Source organism: Sporosarcina sp. G11-34 (assembly GCF_026931025.1).
In genome coordinates this window covers 50,090-76,266 of record NZ_JAHNZW010000008.1, presented here as the reverse complement: position 1 = coordinate 76,266, position 26,177 = coordinate 50,090, and the positions used below count along the sequence as shown (strand labels likewise).

22 protein-coding genes and 1 pseudogene are annotated in these 26,177 nt (G+C 38.4%); 17 read left to right on the top strand and 6 right to left on the bottom strand.

What is annotated here, in order from left to right:
* Positions 1-77: 77 nt before the first annotated feature.
* From KSU66_RS13055 to KSU66_RS21335, 5 genes and pseudogenes are all read right to left on the bottom strand, one after another.
* Entirely contained in the window at positions 78-818 is a 741-nt protein-coding gene (locus tag KSU66_RS13055) for a hypothetical protein (protein WP_269051901.1), read from the bottom strand.
* A complete protein-coding gene (locus KSU66_RS13050) occupies positions 811-2,547 on the bottom strand; it encodes a hypothetical protein (protein WP_269051900.1) in 1,737 nt (578 codons plus the stop codon). Before KSU66_RS13050 ends, KSU66_RS13055 begins: the two co-directional genes overlap by 8 nt.
* Positions 2,544-5,900 (bottom strand): hypothetical protein, encoded by a 3,357-nt coding sequence (locus KSU66_RS13045; protein ID WP_269051899.1) that lies wholly within the window; start codon positions 5,898-5,900, stop codon positions 2,544-2,546. The genes KSU66_RS13050 and KSU66_RS13045 overlap by 4 nt, the downstream gene beginning before the upstream one ends.
* Positions 5,803-7,170, bottom strand: coding sequence for a site-specific integrase (locus tag KSU66_RS13040; protein WP_269051898.1), 1,368 nt, complete (start codon positions 7,168-7,170; stop codon positions 5,803-5,805). Before KSU66_RS13040 ends, KSU66_RS13045 begins: the two co-directional genes overlap by 98 nt.
* Positions 7,171-7,530: 360 nt before the next feature.
* A pseudogene (locus tag KSU66_RS21335) lies at positions 7,531-8,382 on the bottom strand (AAA family ATPase); the annotation flags it as partial.
* Between the two features lie 194 nt (positions 8,383-8,576).
* Between KSU66_RS21335 and cymR the strand changes: the two are divergent.
* The 15 genes from cymR to mtnN all read left to right on the top strand — a co-directional run bounded on the left by cymR (position 8,577) and on the right by mtnN (position 23,207).
* Positions 8,577-8,996, top strand: coding sequence for a cysteine metabolism transcriptional regulator CymR (gene cymR, locus KSU66_RS13025; RefSeq protein ID WP_269051897.1), 420 nt, complete (start codon positions 8,577-8,579; stop codon positions 8,994-8,996).
* 12 nt (positions 8,997-9,008) lie between these two features.
* The gene (locus KSU66_RS13020) at positions 9,009-10,151 is read left to right on the top strand and encodes a cysteine desulfurase family protein (protein ID WP_269051896.1); all 1,143 of its coding nucleotides are present in this window, start codon (positions 9,009-9,011) and stop codon (positions 10,149-10,151) included.
* 22 nt (positions 10,152-10,173) lie between these two features.
* On the top strand, positions 10,174-11,295 hold the full coding sequence (gene mnmA, locus KSU66_RS13015; protein WP_443028973.1) for a tRNA 2-thiouridine(34) synthase MnmA: 1,122 nt from the start codon (positions 10,174-10,176) through the stop codon (positions 11,293-11,295).
* Between the two features lie 13 nt (positions 11,296-11,308).
* A complete protein-coding gene (locus tag KSU66_RS13010; protein WP_269051895.1) occupies positions 11,309-11,968 on the top strand; it encodes a tetratricopeptide repeat protein in 660 nt (219 codons plus the stop codon).
* A gap of 12 nt (positions 11,969-11,980) precedes the next feature.
* Complete coding sequence (recD2, locus tag KSU66_RS13005; protein WP_269051894.1) at positions 11,981-14,407, top strand: SF1B family DNA helicase RecD2; 2,427 nt, start codon at positions 11,981-11,983, stop codon at positions 14,405-14,407.
* A gap of 339 nt (positions 14,408-14,746) precedes the next feature.
* Complete coding sequence (gene alaS / locus KSU66_RS13000; protein WP_269051893.1) at positions 14,747-17,380, top strand: alanine--tRNA ligase; 2,634 nt, start codon at positions 14,747-14,749, stop codon at positions 17,378-17,380.
* A gap of 81 nt (positions 17,381-17,461) precedes the next feature.
* On the top strand, positions 17,462-17,734 hold the full coding sequence (locus KSU66_RS12995; protein ID WP_269051892.1) for an IreB family regulatory phosphoprotein: 273 nt from the start codon (positions 17,462-17,464) through the stop codon (positions 17,732-17,734).
* Positions 17,731-18,150, top strand: coding sequence for a Holliday junction resolvase RuvX (gene ruvX / locus KSU66_RS12990; RefSeq protein WP_269051891.1), 420 nt, complete (start codon positions 17,731-17,733; stop codon positions 18,148-18,150). The genes KSU66_RS12995 and ruvX overlap by 4 nt, the downstream gene beginning before the upstream one ends.
* An 11-nt stretch (positions 18,151-18,161) precedes the next feature.
* Positions 18,162-18,449, top strand: a complete 288-nt coding sequence (locus KSU66_RS12985; protein WP_269051890.1) for a DUF1292 domain-containing protein — start codon at positions 18,162-18,164, stop codon at positions 18,447-18,449.
* A gap of 100 nt (positions 18,450-18,549) precedes the next feature.
* Complete coding sequence (gene mltG, locus KSU66_RS12980) at positions 18,550-19,686, top strand: endolytic transglycosylase MltG (RefSeq protein ID WP_269051889.1); 1,137 nt, start codon at positions 18,550-18,552, stop codon at positions 19,684-19,686.
* Positions 19,687-19,763: 77 nt separating this feature from the next.
* Positions 19,764-20,366, top strand: coding sequence for an O-methyltransferase (locus tag KSU66_RS12975; RefSeq protein ID WP_269051888.1), 603 nt, complete (start codon positions 19,764-19,766; stop codon positions 20,364-20,366).
* 51 nt (positions 20,367-20,417) lie between these two features.
* Positions 20,418-21,080 carry a uridine kinase gene (udk, locus tag KSU66_RS12970; RefSeq protein ID WP_269051887.1) on the top strand — a complete coding sequence of 221 codons (663 nt, stop codon included), beginning with the start codon at positions 20,418-20,420 and terminating at the stop codon, positions 21,078-21,080.
* Between the two features lie 78 nt (positions 21,081-21,158).
* Positions 21,159-21,635, top strand: coding sequence for a transcription elongation factor GreA (gene greA / locus KSU66_RS12965; RefSeq protein ID WP_269051886.1), 477 nt, complete (start codon positions 21,159-21,161; stop codon positions 21,633-21,635).
* A 165-nt stretch (positions 21,636-21,800) separates the two neighbouring features.
* Positions 21,801-22,496, top strand: a complete 696-nt coding sequence (locus KSU66_RS12960) for a YrrS family protein (RefSeq protein WP_269051885.1) — start codon at positions 21,801-21,803, stop codon at positions 22,494-22,496.
* A gap of 18 nt (positions 22,497-22,514) precedes the next feature.
* Positions 22,515-23,207, top strand: a complete 693-nt coding sequence (gene mtnN, locus KSU66_RS12955) for a 5'-methylthioadenosine/S-adenosylhomocysteine nucleosidase (protein WP_269051884.1) — start codon at positions 22,515-22,517, stop codon at positions 23,205-23,207.
* A gap of 447 nt (positions 23,208-23,654) precedes the next feature.
* Here mtnN and sigK read toward each other — a convergent pair whose 3' ends face one another.
* Positions 23,655-24,356 (bottom strand): RNA polymerase sporulation sigma factor SigK, encoded by a 702-nt coding sequence (gene sigK, locus KSU66_RS12950; protein ID WP_269051883.1) that lies wholly within the window; start codon positions 24,354-24,356, stop codon positions 23,655-23,657.
* 187 nt (positions 24,357-24,543) lie between these two features.
* Here sigK and KSU66_RS12945 point away from each other — a divergent pair, with 187 nt between their 5' ends.
* Both KSU66_RS12945 and yqeH read left to right on the top strand, forming a co-directional pair.
* A complete protein-coding gene (locus KSU66_RS12945) occupies positions 24,544-25,062 on the top strand; it encodes a YqeG family HAD IIIA-type phosphatase (protein ID WP_269052046.1) in 519 nt (172 codons plus the stop codon).
* Positions 25,063-25,064: 2 nt separating this feature from the next.
* Positions 25,065-26,165, top strand: coding sequence for a ribosome biogenesis GTPase YqeH (gene yqeH, locus KSU66_RS12940; protein ID WP_269051882.1), 1,101 nt, complete (start codon positions 25,065-25,067; stop codon positions 26,163-26,165).
* Positions 26,166-26,177 lie beyond the last annotated feature (12 nt).

Sequence of the window (26,177 nt, the reverse complement as noted above, 5' to 3'; positions counted from 1 at the left end):
CGCTTTAAAATCTTAATATTAATATAGAAGAGAATAGAGTACGGAAAAAGGGTGCCCATAGGAATTAGTTCTTTACTTTACAAACCGTAGGTGTCAGTAAGATTCTTCTTTCTTTCAGCAATATTTATAACATTTTCGGATATTGCTTCGTTTTTATTCTCTTCATAAAGAAATTCCATAGGATTAATAAATATATTTTCCAGTGCGTCTGCGACTAATTTGCTCTTACTTGTTCCGGTATTCAGCACATTCTTTAATAATCCTTCATTTGAGCGACCATACCTAGCTAGTTGAAAAATAGCTTCTTCTTGTTTCTCGGATTTATTCTTGTAGTACTCTAAATCTGCTTTCAACTTTACCATTTCAGCAGATAAAACTGACTCCTTTTCAATAAAGTCTAAGCACAGTTTTTCCAAGGGTTTTAAAGATTCAATAATATCTTCTTTCGAGTGTAATTTATAAACAGTATCTTCGACATTGGGGATTTGTTGTTTTTTATTTTTCGAATCAGTTATAAAATACCCTTTTATTTTGTTCGTATCATCAATTAATCCTTTGCCAGGATTCGGTTCGCCTGTTTTCCGGTTATTTTTTCTCCATAAATCCTCGGAAGTATACTTTTTAAGGTCATTTAATTCATTAGAAGCAAAATCCTTATCCTTTTGAGCTTCATACCAGATATTCTTCGCATAATTCCAAACGGAAGAATAGCTGATATTCCCGTTCGGTTTTTCATAAGACTTATATTCATAAATGATTTGTTTAAGAATACTTTCTGAATAAGTCTTTTTAGGGGGACCTACCTTTTTATTAGTCATTAGTTATATTTGCCTCCTCAATCAAACCCATCTTTGCAACTTTTTGAATAGCATCATCCAACATCATTAGTTTTTCATCCAAAGCATTTTTAATATCGGGATTTATCGCCGCAAATTCATCAACGTTAAATGCCTGCATTGTATTTAAAATATCAGTTAATAAACCGTTTGCTTCCTGCTTCTGTTGCGATATTTTTGTTTGGATAAGATGCTGGTTTTCATTAAATTCTTCAGTAGAAATTCGCCAATGATTACAAAACACGCAATCTGTGAAACACCTTTTTAGATTATCGGTGCAGTAACCAAGTTCCTTTTTTTCTCGAAACTCACTAGTAGGGGGTTTTAGTAACGCCCTATTAGAAATTTCGGACCAAAGGCTTTGTTGTTTTTCAACATTACTCTCATAACTTTTGCTTTTCTCTTTGTGAAACTTATACATTAATTTTTGGACTTCTAAGTCAACCCAGTAAGCTTTATGATTTGAATAATGAAAATAAGAATTCAAAGTTGAGTGTCCCGCTAGTCTTGCTACTTCAATAGGATGATATTTCTGGTTAATTAGTGACAAAATCGCTAAATGACGCGTATCTCCAGGTGAAATTCTCTTGCTTATTTCATAAGTCTTCTTGTCTTGGTCAGGTCTATCTTTCGGAAGGGGTATAACGCTAACATTATATTTATTTGCTAGAATTTCATCATGGAATAAGTCAATTGCGTACTGCAAATCGGAATAGTTAAAGACATTAAAATCAAATTTCGTGAATTTCGTATTATCCTGGTATTGACTTGAGTAGGTAGAGTTAATAGAGCGATACGATATTAAAGTATCAGTTCTTCCGAATTCATTTGTTAGTTCTATATAATTACTTATGATGTCCCCTAATTCTTTACTGATTAGAATATCAGTAATTATTTGTGTGTTTTTCTTATTCTTTACCCTTGGAAGTTTAAGGTAGTATTTTTCGTTTACAGTCCTTAAAGCATTTCTTTTTATTTTGCAAAATTCTGATGGGCGTAGCGGGATTATACTAGTTAGTTTCCACCAAATAATTACAGGATAAAAACGAATAAGTAAAGGACTAACTTTATCTTTCGCAAACTCATCTTTGTAAAAATGTTCTAACCACATAGAGAAAGTGATTACTTCTTTTACAGGGGGCAGGCTTCTGCGATTATCTTCAGGTTTCAGTGACTTTGAAATTACGTAAAAATTTTTATCATACGCGTCAAATAAATCGCTAAGTAGGTTGAAATCTAAGTAGTTTAAAGTCACTTGAATTATTGCAACTTTTTCATGATTGCTATGGTCGGTTGTTGTTCTTAAGAATTCGGCGAAGTCTTCGGAATTATCTTTGAGAAAGAAATCAGTTTTTTCTATTGCAAAAAGTAGTCTTCTATAAAGGGCTCTTGCATGTTCAGATGAATGTGAACGTAATCGTGAGGTTATCCAACATTTTATCCTTTTGATGCTTTCGGTTTTATTGAATGGGCTGTTAGCTAGTAAAGATTCTAAATTGTTAAAGTTAAAAATTATCGTACCACCCTTATTGTTAGGTACTACCCAGACATCTTTATCAAAATCTAACCTTAATCGGGAATCATATAAATCATCGCTGACTAGATTTTTTAAAATGGATTTTGCTTCATATACACTTTGCATTAAATCAAATTGTTCATCCGAAATCGACTCTATAGAAATATCTTCAAAAGCTAATGCATAGTTACTCAAGGTTCTATCCCCAGTCTCTTTTGATAAGAAATATATTGTTGATAATTGGGAAGAGAGGATAATAAGGAAATAAAATCTTCTCTCTCTATGGAAATAAGATTGTAAACTTCTTCTTCGTCGTACTCCGAGAACTGTGAAATGCAAGCACCGAAATCTAATAAACGTTGATGGAAATTGTTCGCTAGAACTGTTCTTTCCTGAGTGTTGGCTCCATCAAATGTATTTTTTATCTCGTGCATAGTTGTCATTATGTTATCTACTATTCTCATTACTGCTAAGTAAGTAGGTATAGATATAGGGCATTTCGAACAACTTCTACCTGGATATAAGCATCCTTTCGGGTAGTTTAAACATTGATAGTCTTTTTCTTTTGCCGTTAGGGTATTGCAATTTATTTTATTGAAAATGGATGCAACAGCATCAGTGTCCAAACCATAGATAATTTCACGTACTGCGTTATGTTCCGAGGCAAGTTCATTTATAACGCCAGATACACCCTCTATTCTTAAAGCACTGCCAAAACGGTCTTTAAGAGCAACTATCCTGTCTGTTTGTACTGCTCTGTCCTTTGTTTCGCCATAAAATATGTTCGAAAGATTATGATAAACATTACCGAAAAACCCTCTTGAAAACAATTGTTTGCTTAAAAAGTCTACATGCTCCTTTGGGAGTTGAACATAGACGTTAGTCGATTCCATTTCAGTATGTCCTCTGTCATGTTTCAAGGATTCATCATCCGGTTCTAGAAACTCTGTTAATATAACATGTTTATATGAAATGATGCTTCTTGCCAGTTTTAAATTTTCATATCGAAAATCGGAATTAAAACCAATAAAAAATTCTTTATATGGTTTATGAGTATGTTTAAGTTTTTGGGAAGACGTTTTGAAGTCTATAAGCTTATCAATAAGCGGGACATTTTCTTGGTCATTTCTTAATTTACAGATGGCTGCGGCTGTAGCAAATGATTCTAGTAATTCACTTGAAATGTGAAAGTTCTGTTGTACACCGGTTTTTAAACGTTTAGAATCCCATAAACTATATTGCGTTAATATTGATTTAGCATCCTGTAAATCAATACTGTTGTTTTCAAGCCAATCTAAGCTTTTTATTTTTGTTCTAGATAGGTCAATGCTAGGTAAAAGGGTAATCTCTCCATGGTTCCAAGGGTTGTTTAGATTAACAAGCATAAATAACCACATTGAGTCATACCGAGAACAGTTTTGTCCTTGTATATTTTTTCGAGCATCATCAATTGCCTTTTTTTTATGAAAAGATATATCATTTGCGTAATCGTATAGTTGAAGATAGTGGGAAAATGGATAAATATCCTTTGTTCTTTTTTTTATAATTTGGATATCAGTAATATTAATCACATTATTTATATTAAAAGCTTTTTTTCCAACTGACTTTGCAAGGTTATCCAACTGGTTGTACAAAACTTGAATGAACTTATAAAAAATTCTCTTATAATCTTTAGGGATATCCTTTGGTCCCATGAAATACATATTCATTTCATTTGAAGAAAAGTTAAATATCTCTTTCTTTGTGTCTGCAGTTGCTTGAATTAATAGTTCTGTGCAGAATATGAACTGTTTGATATAACTTCTTGTCGCATGTTCACTGCGATTCATTTCTAATAATTCTTTTTTAGCGAAGTAAAACCAAATTTCAGCGGTCTTTAAAGCCGTTGGCTGGAACTGAAGATTATAAATTTCATTAATAGCTATGTCCAAAACAAGGGCGGGTGCCGAGATATCGAGACTATCGAATTGTTGGTTTCGTTCGATTTCCAGGTGCAAGTTCTGAACATCTTTTTTGTTATATAGATACCTTCCCGTAGGTGCATAATTCCTTGCTAGGACAGGTATTTCGATGCGTTCAATTCTTTTCATTTTGAGGGTGTAGTAATCAAGCATTTTCACAGTGAAAAATTTATGGGCTAATTCGGGAGAGAGCCAATCACTAAAAATAGTGTTTTGCATCTTAACTAAGTCCCCAATAGTAGATTTAAGGTAATAGCTTTTCCCCCGAAGAGGGGGCTTAAGAATATGTTCGTTTTTTATGAGGAATTTTCTAATTCTCTTGAAAACGGCTACACTAACACCCAATTGAAACATAGCCTCTTCGGTAGAATAGTAGAATTGTTGCTTATACGCTTCAAATGAGAACTTTTCTATAAGACTGAAATTCAATTCATTCAAGATGATTAATTCGATATTATTTGTAGTGCAAAACCTGAGTGCTTCTTCATCAATGACTGGAACTTTTACGTATTTTAATGCTAATTCTTTAATAGCATCGGAACTTACACAGATTTCTTCTTGAAAATCAACCAATGTAATATTACTTGCTTTGCAAAGAGATAGACAATCGCTATCATTATCAATCGGGATTTTGGCTTTTTGCAACATCGCAATCGCTTGTTGCAAATTAATTAATTGCTTAGCCAATTGTTTTTCCTTTATTGCATCACTCTCTGCTTGTGCGGCTGCTTCATTTTCTTCTTTGATTCTTTGTTTTTCTTGGCTAAATTCTATAAAAGCGACTTCAAAAGAAGAAAGATTGAAAAGTATTTTTCTATTCAGCCTAAGTGGTTTAATATTGTTCATTTTAATAAACTCTTGCAATATTTGTTCTGTAGTATCCAAACTAAGAGCCGTCTCCTGAAGGGGAGTCCAAGTTGTATTAAATTCAGCGATAAAGGATTCGAAAGACTCGATATTTAATAAAATAGTATTATTTCTTTTTTCATACTCGACTCCGTTTTTTAAAGCGAAATCAAAAAATCCTCTACTAAGTATGTCTTTATACTTTTTAGACTCTCTAAACTTATCTTTAGATATATATTTATTGTCATTTTCAGGTATATATTTAGTAGCATTTTCTTGTAGTCTCTTTAAATATGAATTTAAAGAAGTCAGGGTTACCGCTTTAAATCCCCTGATAGTCGTAACTTCCTCTAGCTCACCATTCTCAATTAACAATTTTGTTTTGTTCCAATGCAAATTATGATGTTTGTACTGGATATCGGTCTCCAATGTATTTACTGTAACGACAGTTATGGCTTCATTCTTTTCTTGTTGAACAATCTTTTCCAACTCAGATAAAGAGACATAGTTATAGCCTCTTTTATTTTGATGTATTTTAATGTGACCATTTTTTTCGAGATTATAAAGTTTGTCGTGAGTCATTCTAACGTGGTTATATTGAGAATTTGTCCTGATTTGATTTAGTGAAACTAAGTCATGCGGTTCAGACGATTTTTGTATAAAGTTCTTTGAATGTTGAGATGTATTGTGGGGCAAGGGTTGAAACTCCTTTCTCAAAAGCCTTTGATATGGCAGTGCCATTTATCTTTTCTTCTGCAATGCGTTCTTTGTAGTCTTTATAGATTTCGGCTATAATTTCTGAGCCTTTTCTTAGAGCGGCTTGAGCGTTTAACTCCTCGATGTAAGCAAGTAAGGATTCTGGACTACTATCGCCACGAGCGATTGAAACCTCTGTCAGTGGAGTGCCGATTGACAACAGAAAGTTAGTGAATACGCCGCGTCCAATATGATTCGACCACCTTACACCTTTTATATATTCGTAATCCGCCCTACGGTCTAATTTTCTACTTAGTACTTTCTCATACTCGACTCGAATTTTGTTGAATTTGTCTTCGAAACTCTTTCCTGTGATAGGATTACCATCACGATTAACGAATAAGGCATTTGGATTGTTTGCTTTTCGCTTTGATAGAAATTTTAATTGTGATTCATAAAGAGCGTCGATAATAGGGTTCGTCAGTATAATCTGGTCTCTCTCAATCTTGACTTGGTTTTTAGAATTGTTCTTTATATGGGGAAATAGGAGCATTGTTCGATTTCTAATTTCTACAATGCAATGTGAGTTTTGCTTATATCTAACACTATCCCTTGTTAGGTTAATAACTTCACCACGTCTTAATCCACCGTAGAACATGAATGCAATACCAAGAGCGATTTCGGGATATAAACTGTTGGCAACTCCAATAAATTCGCTAACCATAGTCAAGCGATTCCCCCCAAAATCCTTGAGTTTTTTGAAGCTTTGTTGAACTTGATTTTTCGTAGGTCTAATCGGTGGCTCTGGCGCATCATTGAAGTTGACATATCTTTTTTCTCTTTCGCCATAGCGAGTCATTACTTTTCCATTTATAATTGAATAGCCATTCGTTAAACCTTGTGTATGTAAAAAGAGGTAAAAATCACTTAGGTAATTTTCGTAATACTTTATCGTTTCTCTTTTGTTGCCCTTTGTAATTGCTTGGTGGGTTAAAAATCTACTACCATGTTGGAGGTTTAGTCCTCGGATTCCTAGGTGTCTTAGCTCCTTAAAGTCCATGTCATTTTCTTCAATCTTCAAATTAACAAAGTTTAAGAACCTTACTATTAAATCGGCTGGCGCTTTACTGGTATTTAATCTACTGCCTGCTGATTCATAATGCTTAATAATAAAATCAGTTAGTGGGGAAGCCGCAATTGTTCCATCGACTTTGTTCCTAATACCGATATTAATAACAGCTCTTTCTTCGCTAACATTGCCTTCAATCAGCTTGATTTTTGTTTCTCTAACAAAATACTCATAGTCAGTTAGCATCAAATTCCCCCTTTATAAGTGACTTGCTTATCCCTATATAAAATAGAAGCGCCAAAGGAGATATCTAACTGAACTCTTACATCTGCGACGGCACCCATATTTCTATATTATTATGGTTAGTAATATTCTGTTTTTTATTAAAAATATCGAAAACCTTCTATAAGAACATATTTGGTACTTTAATAATCGATTTACAAACACCTATCTAACTTGAAAAACTTTATATGTTAATATTAAATCATATCCCCCTATAAAACAAGCTTTGGGGAATTAAAAAAGCCTTCAATATCTATTGATACTAACGGCTTCTTAACTAAGTATGGGTAATGTTTTTAATTCTCCCTGAGGAAGGTTATATAAAGCCATAACTAGTAATCTTCTTGACACGGCAACAAGATCCCCAGTTTCAAGTAAGTGTGCAAGATAGTAAATTGACGCGTTCACATCACTTCCGCGGACTGACTTTTGTAACGCGGACAATAAATTATAAAAATGTGTCCCTTTATTATCGCCAAAGAGTCCAATTCGACCGAGTAAGTTTTCAATTAACCAATCTTCAACAACTGTTTCGCCATCCACTTCATCACTTGCGTTGACTATCGATTCTAAAACGTTAAGGGCTTTTCGTGCATCGCCGTTAACGCCTTCGGCAATTGATAGCAATTGATCCTTCGAAATGCGAATGGTCATCTTCCCAAGTCCGCGTTCTTCATCTTCAAGTGCTCTATTTAGCAAGCTTAATAAATCTTCGGGTTCCAATCTCGTTAGCTGTCTAATTTCCCCACACCTGGAACGTATCGCCGGGTTCACGTCATGGTAGGGGTTTTCGGTTGTGGCTCCAATAAGAACGATTGCCCCATTTTCGACATGTGGAAGTAGCGTATCTTGTTGTAATTTATTGAAGCGATGAATTTCATCAAGAAATAACAATACTTTCCCCGTAATCCTCGATTCTGCCACAACCCCTTCGACGTCTTTTTTACCAGAGACGGTAGCGTTTAGGGCGATGAAGGGAAGACTACTTGTTCCAGCTATTGCGTGGGCAAGCGAAGTTTTTCCGATTCCGGGTTCGCCGTAAAGTAACATCGACGGAACATGGCCGTTCTTTATGAGTCGGTACAAGGCAGTATTTTCACCTATAATTTCTTTTTGTCCAGCTATTTCTTCAATTGTTGTTGGTCGCATACGGTACGCCAATGGTTCATTTCTCAAAATAATCCCCTCTTCCGTACATTCGTTCCTTTATTATACACATTATGTGCATGGAAAGCATTTCTAGGAGGGCGGAGTATACTTCGTATCAAGTTAATTTATGCTTGTTGGGGCTGAACAGTAGCCTACACTTTTTGTGAAGGCATGTGTTATAATATTTTGAAGCAATTGTGAAAAGGACGGGGTTATAAATTATGAAAATATCAACAAAAGGTCGATACGGATTAACGATTGTCGTTGTGCTTGGAACGAAGTATGGGGAAGGTCCTATCCCACTAAGACAGATCGCCGAAGAGCAATCATTATCTGAAGCGTATTTGGAACAACTAATACCACCATTACGTAATAACGGAATTGTAAAAAGTGTCCGTGGGGCCTACGGTGGATATATGCTTGCGAAGCCACCTGCTGAAATTACATCTGGGGATGTTATTCGGGTACTTGAAGGACCCATTCAATTTGTAGAAGGGCTTGAAGATGCCGACATACCACAGCGCGAACTGTGGAAACGAATTGCTGAAGCAGTGCGCGATGTACTGGATACAACTACAATTGAAGACTTGATGAAATCGGAAGCAACGCCCCATCCAGACGGATATATGTTTTATATTTAAAGGAGTTTTACTATGACACCAATCTATTTAGATCATGCAGCGACAACACCAATACACCCAGATATAACGGCAAAATATGCAACACTTCTTGGAGCGATTTTTGGCAATCCTTCGAGTATTCATAGTTATGGAAGGGAAGCAAGAAAGTGGTTGGATAGTGCGCGGAAAACGATGGCGCAATCTGTCAATGCGGAGCCCTCTGAAATTATTTTTACATCGGGAGGAACAGAAGCCGACAATCTTGCTATTTTTGGAACAGTTACCGCAATGAAAAATAAAGGCAATCATATTATTACAACGAATATCGAACACCACGCCGTGCTAAATCCTTGTAAACAACTTGAATTAGACGGATTCGACGTTACATTTTTAGAAGTAGATAAAAACGGTCGGGTTCATGCTGAACAAGTTCGGGCGGCACTCACGGATCAAACCATTCTCGTTTCAATTATGTTTGGGAATAATGAAGTAGGAACGATACAACCAATCAAAGAAATCGGCAAAGTGGTTAAAAATCACCAAGCAATCTTTCACACGGATGCTGTTCAAGCGTACGGACTAGTTCCACTCGATGTCGAAGAACTAGGTGTTGATCTATTATCGGTTTCATCACATAAATTAAATGGCCCGAAAGGTGTCGGGTTTCTTTATCAACGAAAAGGAATTGATACATCCGTTCAGATGTACGGCGGTGAGCAAGAAAGGAAACGCCGTGCTGGTACTGAGAATGTGCCGGCAATCGTTGCCTTTTCAGATGTGGTGACTATTGCTCGAAATACGATGGAAGAAAACGGAGTCAAATATAAGGAGTTTGCCAGAAAGATAACGTCTATCTTTGATGATCAAGGCTTAACTTATGAAGTAAATGCAATGGAATCCGTGAAGCTTCCACATATTTTGAATGTTAGCTTTCCGGGAACGGATATTGAATCCCTTCTTGTCAATCTTGACATGGAAGGCATTTGTGTCTCTAGCGGATCCGCCTGTACGGCAGGTTCACTAGAGCCTTCCCACGTACTTACTGCAATGTTCGGAGAAGGTGCACCGCAGCTTCGTAATTCAGTCCGCTTCAGTTTTGGACTCGGACTTGATGATGAATTAATTGAAAAAGCCGCGGAGAAAACGGCAGAAATCGTCAGTCGACTTGTGAAATGACATATATAAAGGATGAAAAACAATGAAAATAACAAAAGCACCATCAGAAACACGCGTCGTCGTCGGCATGTCGGGTGGCGTCGATTCTTCGGTTGCTGCACTTTTACTGAAAGAACAAGGCTATGACGTTATCGGTATATTCATGAAAAATTGGGATGATACAGATGAGTTTGGTGTCTGTACCGCAACGGAAGACTATGAAGACGTTATTAATGTTTGTAATGATATAGGAATACCGTATTATGCAGTTAACTTTGAAAAACAATATTGGGACAAAGTGTTTACGTACTTTTTAGAAGAATATAAAGCTGGACGTACGCCAAACCCTGATGTGATGTGTAATAAGGAAATTAAATTTAAAGCATTTATGGAGCACGCAATGAGTCTCGGTGCAGATTATCTTGCGACAGGTCATTATGCACAAGTTGTTCCAGTTGACGGCGGTGTTGCAATGCTCCGGGGGAAAGATGAAAACAAAGACCAAACGTATTTCCTCAATCAATTGACACAAGAAATGTTAGAGAAAGTAATGTTCCCAATTGGTCACCTTGATAAAGGGATTGTTCGTGAATTGGCGCTTGAAGCGGGTCTATCTACTGCGAAGAAAAAAGATTCAACAGGAATTTGTTTCATAGGAGAAAGAAATTTCAAAGAGTTCTTAGGTCAATATCTTCCAGCACAACCGGGCGCTATGAAAACAATGACGGGCGAAACGATGGGTCAGCATGATGGACTTATGTATTATACAATCGGACAGCGTCATGGTCTTGGAATTGGCGGAGCCGGAGAGCCGTGGTTTGTTGTTGGAAAAAATTTAAAAGAGAATGTACTTCTAGTAGAGCAAAACTTTCATAACGATGCCCTGTTCTCGGATAGTCTAACAGCGGTCGATATTAGTTTTGCAACAGCGCGTAAATTGCCAAAAACGTTCCAATGTACTGCTAAATTTCGTTACCGTCAATCGGACACGAAAGTAACAGTTGAGTTAACAGGTGATGACACTGCAATTGTAAGATTCGCAGAACCGGTTCGTGCAATTACACCAGGCCAAGCAGTTGTCTTTTACGACGGAGACGAATGTCTTGGAGGCGGAACAATCGATACAGTTATTAAAAATGGCAAACAACTTGATTATGTAGGGTAAGGGGAATATATAGATGGAATACAACGAAATAGGTATAAAAGCTTTGCAAGAAGGTGCTTATGAAAAAGCGGTTGAGGCATTTATGCAAGCAATCGAAAAAGAACCAAAAGATGCAGTCGGCTATATAAATCTTGGAAATGTGTTTGCTTCACTCGGTGACGCTGAAAAAGGAGAGCCCTTTTTCCAACAGGCAATTGTACTAGATCCCGAAGCGGGAACGGCCTATTACGGACTCGCTAATCTTTATTATAATAAAGAACGATATGAAGAAGCAGCGAAATTGTATGAGACAGCTATCCGTAAAGGTATCGACCAATCAGACGCGTATTTCATGTTGGCTAAAAGCCTTGAACGAATGGATAAAGTAAAACTTGCCCTACCTTATATGCAAAGAGCGGCAGAATTAGCGCCTGAGGATCTTGAGATTCGTTTATCTTATGGCATTATTTTAGCGAATATGGAAATGTTCACTGAGGCAGGAGACGAATTCCGTTTTATACTCGCAAGTGATGAAAAAAATGCGGATGCTCATTATAACCTTGGCTTCTTGTATGCAGTTTCGACGGATCGTAAAGAAGATGCGCTTATGCATCTTAAAGAAGCATTTACGCTTGAGCCTGACTATGAACAAGCAAGGTATATTCACGACATGATTCAACAAAGTGACGAATAGGAGGTGTTGGGTGTGGGAGGACAAGAAGAGATATTTCTACTCGGAAGACCTGTTGTAACAATCTTCCATAATCCCGACAACCTTTTTACAATTGTTAAACTGAAAGTAAGTAAAACAAACAGTGGTTATGAAGAAAAAGAAATTATCGTCAAAGGGAATTTTCCGCAACTGACCCCTGATGAAGAGTATAAATTTACGGGGCGACTTGTGAATCATCCAACATATGGTGCACAGTTTGACGTTCATACGTTTGCGAAAGAAATGCCTGCAACAGAAACCGGACTTGTCCATTATTTATCGGGGGACTTATTTCCTGGAATTGGTATGAAAACAGCGGACTCAATCGTCAAGGTTCTTGGAACGGATGCCATTAAAAAGATACTAGATGATCGATCTGTTCTTGATAAAGTACCAAGACTTTCAGACGAAAGAAAAGAAACAATTGTCACAGTACTTGAAGAAAACATGGGACTTGAGCGGACGATTATCCAGTTGAATGAATGGGGATTCGGTCCGCAAATTGCTATGCGAATTTATCAAACTTATCGAGAAGATGCCTTGAGGCTTTTGACAGAAAACCCATATCGGCTTATAGAAGCAATCGAAGGCGTTGGATTTCAAACAGCAGATGAACTCGGAAAAAAGCTAGGACTAACGGGTGACCATCCGTCCAGAATAGAAGCTGCCGTTCTTCATACGATGAACCAATCTGTACAATCAGAAGGGCATGTATATTTAGAAGGTGAGTATGTACTTCCAGAGGTGAAGCGTCTTTTAGAAATGAGTCAACCAATCGATATACCGTTTAGTAGTATTTCAGAATCGATTATTAAACTTGTTGAAGAAAGTAAGCTAGCGGGAGAAGGACGTCGATTATATATCCCATCTCTTTACTTTTCTGAAATCGGGTTCGCTACGAAAATTAATCGGATTTTAGAGAACGAATTAGATGAACAATTTCCAGTGTCTGAAATTAGAAAAGCGATAGGTGAAGTTGAAGAACGACTTGAAGTGAATTATGCGGAAACCCAAGTGGCGGGAATTGAAACCGCGCTCCATTCGCCCGCGATGATTCTCACTGGAGGTCCTGGAACTGGGAAGACGACAGTTATACGCGGATTTGTTGAAGTCTATGCGGAACTGCACGGCTTGTCACTTGACCCTGCGGAATACGCGAAAAAGCATGAAAAGTTTCCAATTGTTTTAGCGGCACCTACTGGACGAGCCGCTAAACGAATGTCTGAATCAACCGGACTTCCGGCGATGACTATTCATCGGCTTCTTGGGTTTACTGGCCAAGAAAAGGAAGAGGAAACGGAACGTGAAATCGAAGCAAGGCTTGTCATTATCGACGAAATGTCTATGGTCGATACATGGCTTGGTCATCAGTTGCTGAAAGCTTTACCCAATGATGTGCAAATTTTATTCGTAGGCGATCAGGATCAGTTGCCTTCTGTAGGACCCGGGCAAATGTTAAAAGATATGCTCGATTCGAAAAAAATTCCAGTCACTGAACTCACCGAAATCTACAGACAGAGTGCTGGTTCAACAATTATCGAAATGGCCCATATGATTAAACGATCTGAGTGGACCGATACGATCATTGACAAGACATCCGACCGTTCTTTTGTGAAAGCGGGCGGCGACCGGATACTCGAAGTCGTCCAACAAGTCGTGAAAAACGCAATTTCAAAAGGGCATCATATAAAAGACATTCAAGTTTTGGCCCCGATGTATAGAGGGCCAGCTGGTATTGATAGTTTGAATACAATGATTCAGGAAATGGTCAATCCGCCAGGTCCGAAACGGAAAGAAGTTACGTTTGGTGACGCAACTTACCGGATAGGTGATAAAGTACTTCAACTCGTCAATCAACCCGAAAGCAACGTGTTTAACGGGGATATGGGCGAGGTCATTGCGATTTTTAAAGCAAAAGAGACCGTGGATAAGAAAGAATTACTTGTTGTTTCTTACGACGGGATTGAAGTGAATTATGAACGAAGTGATTTAAATCAAATTACACTCGCTTACTGTTGTTCCATTCACAAATCCCAAGGTAGTGAATTTCCGATTGTCATTATGCCTATTGTGCGAAGTCAGCGAAAAATGTTGAAACGAAATCTATTGTATACGGGCATTACACGGGCGAAAAACTTTCTTATTCTTTGCGGCGAGCCCGCGGAGTTTAAAGCGGGAATTGCACGCGCCGACGAACTTGCAAGACAGACGACCTTGAAAGAACGTTTAAATGGAAACGTCCCGGGAACAGTGGAAAGTGATGCACTTGAATCAAACAATCCAGCTGAAGCTCAGGTAACAGAAACAGGCAATGATAAACCAATAGTTTATGAATTGACAACGGAAACAGTTAGTGCAATCAATCCTTTAATAGGCATGGAAGGTATTACGCCGTTTACCTATCTTGAGGCTTCCGATTGACAGCGACGCTAAAATTTTCTATAATTCATGTAATCATATGAAACACGTTGACGGAGAAAGTACGTACTTCTACTTGCACAGAAAGGAGTCCCTAGGCTGAGAGGGCTACCGTAGATAGAGTGCCGAAAGCTACTCCCGAGTGCAGTTCAAAACTGCCGTCCGCCGCGTTAAGGCAACCAGAGATGCCGGGGTTTACACTTTCCGGTAATTAGGGTGGTACCGCGAGATAAAAATCTTCGTCCCTTATATGGGGCGGGGATTTTTTTGTCTATATATGTTGAACATACGAATAATCGAGGGTACGCGACAGGCTACTTATATATATTAGGAGGAATTCACATGAAAAAGTTAACAGCATCCGAAATTCGTACAATGTATTTAGAGTACTTTAAAGTAAATGGTCATAGTATTGAACCATCTGCACCACTCGTTCCAATTGATGATGCATCATTATTATGGATTAATAGCGGTGTCGCAACGTTGAAAAAGTATTTTGACGGTCGCATTGTACCAGATAATCCACGTATCGTTAATGCACAAAAGTCCATTCGTACGAATGATATCGAAAACGTCGGAAAAACAGCTCGCCATCATACATTTTTTGAAATGCTCGGTAACTTTTCAATCGGTGATTATTTCAAAGAAGAAGCAATTGAATATGCATGGGATTTCCTAACATCCGAAAAATGGATTAATTTCGATCCGGATTTACTGTATGTTACAGTTCATCCAGAAGACGAAGAAGCTTATTCCATTTGGAGGAACAAAATTCAACTTCCTGAACATCGCATTACTCGATTAGAAGGAAACTTCTGGGATATAGGAGAAGGCCCAAGTGGTCCGAACTCTGAAATTTTCTATGACCGCGGACCGACATATGGCGATGATTTCACAGATCCTGAACTGTATCCGGGCGGAGAAAACGAACGCTATCTTGAAATTTGGAACCTTGTGTTCTCGGAATTTAACCACAATCCCGATCACACATATACACCACTTCCGAAAAAGAATATAGATACAGGTATGGGGCTTGAACGAATGGCTTCGGTTATTCAAGATGTTCCAACAAACTTTGACACAGATTTATTCATGCCGATTATCGGTGCGATCGAAACAATTTCGGGTGATAAATATCGAACGGACGAAGAAAAAGATATGGCATTCAAAGTAATCGCCGATCATATTCGAACGGTTGCATTTGCTATCGGAGACGGGGCGCTTCCATCGAATGAAGGGCGTGGTTACGTCTTAAGGAGATTATTGCGCAGAGCAATCCGCTTCGCGATGAAACTAGGGATAAACAAGCCGTTCATGTACAATCTCGTTCCAATAACGGGCGATATTATGAAAGACTTCTATCCTGAAGTAAGTGATAAACAAGAGTTCATTATGAAAGTAATAAAAAATGAAGAAGAACGATTCCATGAAACGCTTCACGATGGAATGACAATGTTTAAAAGTGTAATTGACAAAGCAACAAAGGCAGGTTCGTCAGTTGTAGCGGGTTCAGATGCATTCCGTCTGTATGACACGTACGGATTTCCATTCGAGTTAACAGAAGAATTTGCAGAAGAAGCGAACTTTACTGTTGATCGTAAAGGTTTCGATGAAGAAATGGAAAACCAAAGACAAAGGGCTCGTGCTGCACGCCAAGATGTCGATTCGATGCATGTACAATCCGGTGTACTTGGAAATATCCACGTGAAAAGTGAATTTGTTGGGTATGATGTTCTTACAAGTGAAGGAACAGTACTTGCGCTTTTACAAGCTGGAAACGAAGTAACAACTGCTTCAGAAGGTGATGAAGTCCAGTTTATATTAGACCACACACCGTTTTACGCAGAAAGTGGTGGGCAAGTCGCAGACACGGGTACCATCTCTAACGAATCGTTCATTGCAGACGTTAAAGATGTTAAAAAGGCACCAAACGGTCAAAACTTGCACTCGGCAGTTATTCGTTCGGGCGAAATGAGCATCAATTCAACTGTTCATGCTGAAGTAAATAAGGAATCGAGAAAGCTTGTTGTTCGAAACCATACAGCTACACATTTACTCCATAAGGCGTTGAAAGAGGTCCTCGGAGAACATGTAAACCAAGCGGGATCTTACGTTGGCCCAGATCGTTTACGTTTTGACTTCTCTCATTTTGGTCAAGTGATAAAAGAAGAGCTTCAACAAATTGAACGGCTTGTCAATGAACGAATTTGGGATGATATTTCTGTAAATATTTCTGAGAAACCAATTGATGAGGCAAAAAAAATCGGTGCAATGGCGTTATTCGGAGAGAAATATGGCGATATCGTTCGAGTTGTGTCGATTGATGACTATTCAATCGAGCTCTGCGGTGGGTGTCATGTAAAATCAACATCGACGATTGGGCTATTTAAACTCGTTTCGGAAAGTGGTATCGGTGCTGGAACACGCCGTATTGAAGCATTGACTGGACAAGCGGCATACTTAGCGTTCAAACAAGAAGAAGCAGTGCTTGAAAGCGCGGCAGAGTTGCTTAAATCCAATCCGAAAGAACTTGTTACTAAAGTTGGTTCTGTTTTAGCAGATATAAAAGAATTACAACGTGAAAACGAATCGCTCGCTTCAAAACTTGGGAATAGCCAATTAACAGAAATTATGGAAGCGGCACAAGAAATCGATGGTATCACAGTGATTTCCGCGCGAGTGGATGTAAAAGATAATAATGGTTTACGTCAAATGATGGATGAAATGAAACAAAAGTTGTCTAAAGGTGTTATTGTTTTAGGAGCGGCTTCAAATGAAAAGGTCTTATTAGTCTCTGGTGTAACGGAAGATTTGAAATCCGGGAACTATCATGCGGGTAAGATCGTCAATCATGTAGCGCTTCAATGTGATGGTAAAGGCGGAGGTCGTCCAGATATGGCGATGGCCGGAGCGAAAGATGTGTCGAAACTTGATGAAGCCCTTCAATCCGTGTATGATTATGTGAAATCTGTTTAAAAGAAATCGCTAATCGTGTATAATAAAGTTGTTATATACTCAACTAAGTAAAGCGGTAAAATTGAAAGCGGGGTGTCGGTCATGGATTCATACGACAAGACCATGAAGTTTAACTTTCCAGAAGAATCGATGGAAGAGGAAGTAAAGCAGGTCATGATTCATGTGCATAAAGCACTCGACGAAAAAGGATATAATCCAATTAATCAAATCGTTGGTTATCTTCTTTCAGGCGACCCTGCCTATATTCCTCGCCATGAAGATGCACGCAATCTGATCCGAAAGCTCGAACGGGACGAAATTTTAGAGGAACTCGTAAAGTTTTATGTCCGTGAAAACGGAGGTAAAATTGATTGAGAACAATGGGATTGGATGTTGGTTCTAAAACGGTCGGTGTCGCAATTAGTGATGCACTTGGGTGGACAGCCCAAGGCATTGAGACAATCAAAATTGACGAAACGACTGGAAACTTCGGAATACCTAGAATCCGTGAACTGATTGCTGAATATGAAGTAAGTGGATTTGTTGTCGGTTATCCGAAAAACATGAATAACTCGATTGGCCCCCGTGGTGTGGCTTCGGAGGATTATGCAAATCTTCTTAAAGAAAAGTTTAACCTTCCCGTCACATTATGGGATGAAAGACTTACGACGATGGCAGCCGAACGTACATTGATTGACGCGGATGTAAGCCGTAAGAAAAGAAAGGCTGTTATCGACAAAATGGCAGCAATCATGATACTTCAAGGGTATCTTGATTTACAAAATAGATGAGGTGAGTGTAAATGGAACACGGACAAGAAACAATGACAATTGTAGACGAAAACGGCGTTGAACATGTATGCGAAATAATTTTCACATTTGAATCGAAGGAATATGAGAAGTCATATGTCCTTTACCATGTTTTAGGTGAAGATGACGTAGAAGATGAAGATATTGAAATTCATGCATCATCATTCATTCCATCTGAAGGAAACGAAGACGGCGAACTTTCGCCGATTGACGACGACGAAGAATGGGAAATGATCGAAGAAATGCTGAATACATTCCTTGCAGAAGAGGACGAAGAATAAAAATAGGCGCACGGACGGAACGGTGCATAACCGTTTCGTCTTTTTTCGTATTGCGTTTTTTAAAAGCACGATGATTTAGGTCAGAAGAGGTGGGTCCCAAATGGATAGCGGTAATGGATCGAAAAAAGAAGTAATGTTTAATCGAATGCTTGATAAGAAAAAAGAAGTCAAAGTAGTACGGAATATCGTTCTTATAGTTACGCTTTCGATACTTATAATTGGTCTAATTAGTGGTTTATTTATTTTTAATTATGTCACTAAGGGAATGAAAGCACTTGATCCGGAATCCGAAGAAGTGATTGAAGTTAAAATTCCCATTGGTTCGGGTCTTGATTCTATAGCGGCGAAACTTAAAGAAAAAGGGATTATTAAAGATGCGCGTCTCTTCAAATACTATGCGAAGTTTAATAACGAATCGCAATTTCAAGCAGGTACATATAATTTGACGAAAGCAATGACGCCCGACGAACTGATTCAAAGTTTGAAATCTGGAAAGGTGTATAGAGAACCTGTATTCACATTGACAATTCCAGAAGGCTTAAATTTGAAACAAATTTCAGCTATCGTTGAAAAAAGAACAGGTATCCCTGAAAAAGAATTTATGGATTACGTTACGGACAACGCAACGATTGATAATTTAATTGCAGAGTATCCGGGTATGTTAACAGAAGAAATTAAAAACGAGAATATTAAATTCGCTTTGGAAGGTTATTTGTTCCCGGCAACTTATCCTTTTTATGAAGAAAATCCTTCACTTCCTTCAATTGTAAAAGTGATGTTGGATGCAACGGCTGCAAATATAAAGCCCCATCTAGCTTATTTAGCGGAGAAAGAGAAATCAGTGCATTGGTTGCTCACATTTGCTTCACTTATTGAAAAAGAAGCGACTGATCAGTCTGAGCGAGATGTGATTGCGAGTGTGTTTAATAATCGAATGAAGGCGGACCCAGAAATGCCACTTCAAACCGATCCTACTGTTGCTTATGCGCATCAGGAGCATCTGAGTACTACTTATCATTCGGATTTGAAAAAAGATGATCCATATAACACATATATCTATAAAGGATTACCACCGGGACCTATTGCCAACGCAGGGAAATCTTCCGTTAAAGCCGTACTTGATCCCGAACAAACAAAGTATTTGTTTTTCCTTGCAGGAAAAGATGGAAACCCTCATTATGCGGTTACCTATGAGGAACATTTAAAAAACAAAGCGGAATATCTGGACGGAAAATAATTGTCGATTAAAGTCGATTTATAACGCATTAGGAGTTGAGGGAAGTAAATACCTACGATAGTTATTTAGCGGGTTTTGTGAAAGAACAGGATCCATTTATCAAAGAAATTGAAGACTATGCAGTGGAGCATTATGTGCCCATTATGGACCGTCGTGCAATTGACGTGTTACTTGGTTTACTGCGTATTCAAAAACCGGGTCGCATTTTGGAAGTTGGAAGTGCGATTGGTTACTCGGCCATTCGAATGGCTACAACTTTACCAAATGCCACGATATTGACCATTGAAAGAGATACAGAGCGCTATATGAAAGCAATCGAATTCATTGAGCGCAGTGGCTTCACAGAACGCATCCGTATTATTGAAGCGGATGCGTTGGAGTTAGAGACCGATGAAATTGTAAATGAGTCATTCGATGCGTTATTTATTGATGCGGCAAAAGGTCAATACAAACGTTTTTTCGAGAAGTATGCCCCAGCACTTACTGCTGGAGGCGTTATTTATTGCGATAACATGTTCATGCATGGTATGGTGCTGCGGGAAGATGTAGATGTTCCGAAGCGAAATCGTACAATGATTCGTAAACTAAAGGAGTTCACTCAGTGGGCTATGAGTCATCCTGATTATGAAGCGGTACTGTTGCCTTTTGGTGATGGAATATTAATAGCGACCAAAAAGTAAAAAAAAGGATATCTCAATTAATTGAAATATCCATGTAGGGGAGTGTCAATCATGGAATCAAATAAACCCCTCGTAATTGGAATTGCAGGTGGTTCGGGTTCTGGCAAGACAAGTGTGACAAGGGCGATTTATGATGTGTTTAAAGACCATTCTGTCGTCGTTATCGAGCAGGATTACTATTACAAAGATCAGTCAAACCTTAGCTTTGAAGAGCGTTTGAAGACGAATTACGATCATCCGTTGGCATTCGATAATGAATTGCTAATCAATCATCTTCAGAAGTTACTCAATCGGGAATCAGTTGAAAAGCCGGTGTATGATTACACACTGCATACACGCTCGGCAGAAACGACAGTAATTGAGCCAAAAGATGTTATCATTTTGGAAGGGATTCTCATTCTTGAGGATGTTAAGCTTCGGGAATTGATGGATATTAAACTATTTGTCGATACAGACGCGGATCTTCGTATCATTCGACGAATTTTACGCGATATTAACGAACGTGGTAGGTCGATTGATTCTGTCGTGGATCAGTATATGACTGTCGTGCGTCCAATGCATAATCAGTTTATAGAACCAACTAAAAGGTATGCTGATATTATTATTCCTGAAGGTGGCCATAATGAGGTCGCAATTGACCTAATGGTTACGAAAATAAAAACAATTCTTGAAAACGGAACGAAACTAGACTATGATGGTGACATAAATCAATAGAAATTGTACGCTATGTTGCATACTGAGGTTCAAAGCGACATAGTATTTTTATGATTAGTATTTTAAGGAGTGGTGGATATGATTAACGAAAAAAAATTCCCAATGACAATGGCTGGAAAGAAAAAGATGGAAGAAGAGTTAGAACAATTAAAAATTGTTAAACGACCGGAAATTGTAGAACGTATAAAAATTGCGCGTAGCTACGGGGACCTTTCAGAGAACTCTGAGTATGATTCGGCTAAAGAAGATCAAGCATTTCTAGAAGGTAGAATTTCTACACTCGAAGGAATGATTCGTAACGCAGTAATTATTACTGAAGATGAACTAAATACGGACGAGGTTGTTCTTGGGAAAACGGTTACATTTAAAGAACTTCCAGACGGCGATGAAGAGACCTATACAATCGTAGGTTCTGCTGAAGCAAATCCGATGGAAGGTTTAATCTCAAACGATTCTCCAATTGCTAAGGGGTTAATTGGTCGTTCTAAAGGCGACGAAGTAAAAATTAATACACCTGGCGGAGATATGACAGTCACAATTCTTGGAATTAAATAATTACCTAAGTACCGCCTTCATCAGAGGGCGGTTTTTACTCTGTTAAGTTGAAAGGTGTTTTAATATTGTTTACGCTTTTCTTATTTATTGGAAACAATTCTTTATCCCACCCGTCTATATAGATGTTGGATTGCCGACTAAAAAAAATCGGGAGTTGAGTATTTTATGAATGAACAAGAACCTAACTTTTCGCGACGTAATCGAAAAAAAGGCCGCAAACAAATGAATACTATATTAAATATTTCAATTGCTGCTGTTTTTATCTTAATTGTAATTACTGCATCTATAATATTTACAGGAAACGATGATAAGGAACTTGTAAATGATGATCAACTAATCGAGTCTAAAAACGATAACGAAAAAGAAATCGGTAAAGAAACAAGTAAAGAACTAGACAGTAAAAACGATGGGTCGGAAGATGAAGTGGAAATACCTAAAGAAACAGATCTAGATAAAGAGAATGCATTGGAAGATGAACAGGAATCTGAAGTCGATGAAAATGAAGATTTGGGCACAGTAATCATTGAGCCTTCTGAAGATGCTGTTGTATTGGAAACAAGAGTAAATCCGGGATGGCAACCTATTAAAACAGAACAAACGGGTAGTCATATTTCCAGTTATGACGGAAAGTCTATCGATTGGATTGAAAAGCAAAAAGCAATCGCTTATGCAACTGGAAATTCGGTTGATTCACTTGTCTTTTGGAAAGTGAAAAACGGTGGAAGCCCAGAAAAGTCTATCGGTATTGTTGAATCGAAAGAGACTTCAGAAAAATACCGTGTATATATTGAATGGGTAAATGGAGAAGGATGGCAACCTGTGAAGGTGGACGTATTAAATACGCTTAACTTTGCTTATTAAGTATTTGGAGGAGTTACTATGAAAATTGCAATAATTGGGGCTATGGAAGAAGAAGTTGAATTGCTTCGCAATGAAATTCACTCTGCACGTATGAGTACAATTGCAAATTGTGAATTTATCGAAGGTGAAATAAATGAACATGAAGTCGTTCTTGTAAAAAGTGGTATTGGTAAAGTGAATGCAGCGATGGCAACAACACTTTTATTACAAACGTTTAAACCGGAAGTTGTTTTGAATACGGGATCCGCGGGTGGGTTCTTAGAAACACTTGAAGTCGGTACGGTCGTTATATCAGACGAAGTTCGTCATCATGATGTGGATGTGACGGTTTTCAATTACGAACACGGACAAGTTCCCGGGCAACCGGCTGCATACAAAGCGGATCCTAAACTCGTCAGTCTAGCTGTAGCCGCCGTTGAAGAAATTGGTGAACATCCGCATGCAACAGGGCTTATCGCGTCTGGAGATTCGTTTATGAGCGATGAGGAACATGTCGGTAAAGTGAAAGAACTATTTCCGTTAATGATTGCAGCTGAGATGGAAGCGGCTGCGGTTGCACAAGTATGCCACCAATTTGAAGTTCCATTTGTCGTTATCCGTGCATTGTCAGATATAGCAGGAAAAGAATCATCCATAAGTTTTGAAGAATTTTTACCTGTTGCTGCACGACATTCTACAGATATTGTATTACGTGTTCTATCGAAAATTTAAAGATTTCATGGTAAGATGAATATATCAATCCGTATAAGGTCTAAGGAGGGTATTCACTATGTTATTAACTCTAACTGCCGGCGTATTTTTAGGAGCAACTGTAATTGCAATCATCATCTCGCGTGAGGTAAATGCAGAATAATAAGTTGTAAAGAGGCGTTTCCATGATTGGGATTACACCCAAACGGAAGCGCCTTTTCATTTTTTTTGTATAAGGTGCCTGTGTTTTGCTTTATTGTCTATATAGGTTGGACTTATGATCTTCAGCGAAGGCGACTACTGGGTAGCCGAAGCAATGAGACAAAAGAGGGATGCAGTTCAATCCCTCTCTAGCGCCGAGGGGGGAGAGAGGAAGTTCACTCTCTCCTTGTTGTGGGGAGGATTCTTTATTTCAACATATACAGCCTGGGCTTATGAATATAAATGACAAGTATTTTTAGGGGTTCTTTATTTACTATATTCATGTTTAAATAGCTGATAGAGCTTAACGATTGCTCGCTTTTCTATTCTAGAAACATAACTTCTTGAGATGTTCAGTTGCTCTGCAATTGCTTTTTGGGTCATAGGCTTATCATCTAAAAGACCATAACGCCTTTGAATAATCTCAAGCTCCCTAGAGTCGAGCTTTCCTAGATGCTTATATAACCTCTCCTTTCTTTCATTTTGTTCAATCGTCGCGATCGGTTGCTCATCATCTGTCTGTAGTAAATCAGAAATCTGAAGCGACTGGCCATCATTGTCGCCACCAATCGGATCGAAAAGCGAAACGTCTTTTTGAACCTTTTTCTGCGTTCGTAAATACATTAATATTTCATTTTCGATACATCTTGCTGCGTATGTTGCAAGTTTTGTTTTACGATCAGGTGTGAAACTATTTACTGCTTTCATAAGACCAATCGTTCCAATTGAAATATAATCATCTAGTAGCTCATGTTTTGGATGGAATTTTTTTACGATGTGTGCGACAAGCCTCATATTGCGCTCAATCAATTCATCCTTTGCATCTTCATCGCCAGCGGCAAGTCGGTTTAAGCAGTCTGCCTCCTCTTCTTTGGAAAGGGGACGTTTAAAAGCCTGACCACGTATATAGCCGATCACCGCAGGTACTTCGAGCCACAGTTGAACAATTGAAAAGACAAATCCGCTCATTGGGCCACCTCCTGTGTCGTTGTATGACAGCATATGCGGTCGCGTCTTGGCGTATCACCGAATTTTAAGTCGGACAAGCGATAAAGGATGTCCTTATTTCAATTGCCTGTCAATCTTGCACAGTGCGTTTAATTTGGGTTGTTATGTTATAATCATTTTTAGAATGCAGTCGGAAATCGGAGTGGATATCGTGTTTAAAAAGTTTTTACCAAATGAATACGTGAAAGATATTTTTTGTATTAAGCCAGAAAAGTTAAAAGAAAAAGGAATTAAAGGAATCATTACGGATTTGGATAACACGTTAGTCGAGTGGGATCGTCCAGAAGCAACACCAGAAGTTATTGATTGGTTATCTACTATGAAAGAAGCTGAGATCCTTGTAACAATAGTTTCGAACAACCATGCAGAACGTGTAGAGGCATTTTGTAAACCTTTAGGTATTCCGTTTGTTTCGAGGGCGCGTAAGCCATTGAATAGTCCTTTCATTAGAGCACTGGATATGATGGAAGTTAAAAAAGAAGAAGTGGTCGTTATTGGCGACCAGCTTCTTACGGATATATTAGGCGGGAATCGAAAAGGTCTTCATACAATACTTGTCGTACCTGTGGCCTCCTCAGATGCACTTATTACAAGGTTTAATCGAATGTTTGAACGCAGGATTATGGCAGGATTTAAACGCCGTGGACTGATTACGTGGGAGGAATAAATGTGGAAGAACTAAAGTGTATTGGATGCGGAATTGCGATTCAAACCGAAAACCCAAAAGTAGAAGGGTATGCACCGCCAGCATCATTAGATAAAGAAGAAGTGATTTGTCGTCGTTGTTTTAGATTGCGTAATTACAATGAATTACAGCCTGTATCTCTTACAGAAGACGATTTTCTGAAAATCTTAAATGGAATTGGTATGAAAGACGGAATCGTCGTTAAAATCGTTGATATTTTCGATTTTAACGGTAGCTGGATTTCTGGACTTCATCGTTTCGTTGGAAATAAAGATATTTTATTGATTGGAAATAAATCAGATCTTTTACCGAAATCAATAAATCCAAACCGTCTTATTAACTGGATGCGCGCGGAGGCGGTTAAACTTGGTTTGAAACCAGTTGACGTTCTTCTCGTGTCCTCCCATAAAGGACACGGCATGGAAGAGGCGCTTACGGCAATTGATAAAATACGACGTGGAAAAGATGTATACGTCGTTGGTTGTACGAATGTCGGTAAATCTACGTTTATTAACCGAATTATCAAAGGAGCGACAGGTGTTGGTGAAGTAATTACAACATCTCATTTCCCGGGAACGACGTTAGATCTTGTTGAAATTCCATTGGATGACGGGAAAGCTATTTATGATACACCTGGAATTATTAACAATCATCAAATTGCACACCATTTAGATACAAGTGATTTGAAAGCAATTACACCTAAAAAAGAATTGAAACCGAAAGTTTTCCAACTAAATGCCGAACAGACGTTATTTGTTGGTGGACTTGCCCGATTTGATTTCATATCAGGGAAACGTTCTTCATTTATGATTTATGTTTCGAATGACTTGCAAATTCATAGGACGAAACTAGAAAATGCGGATACGCTATATGAAAATCATTTAGGGAAGATGCTTTCTCCGCCTTCTGGTGAGTCAATTGAAAAAATGCCACCGCTCGTTCGCCATGAATTTTCGATTAAAAACGAGAAGACAGACATTGTAATATCTGGCCTTGGTTGGATTACTATACAACATCCGAATGTTGTAGTTGCTGTTCATGCGCCGCGTGGTGTGGATGTAGTTCTGCGATCTTCGCTTATTTAAAGGGGGTCTACT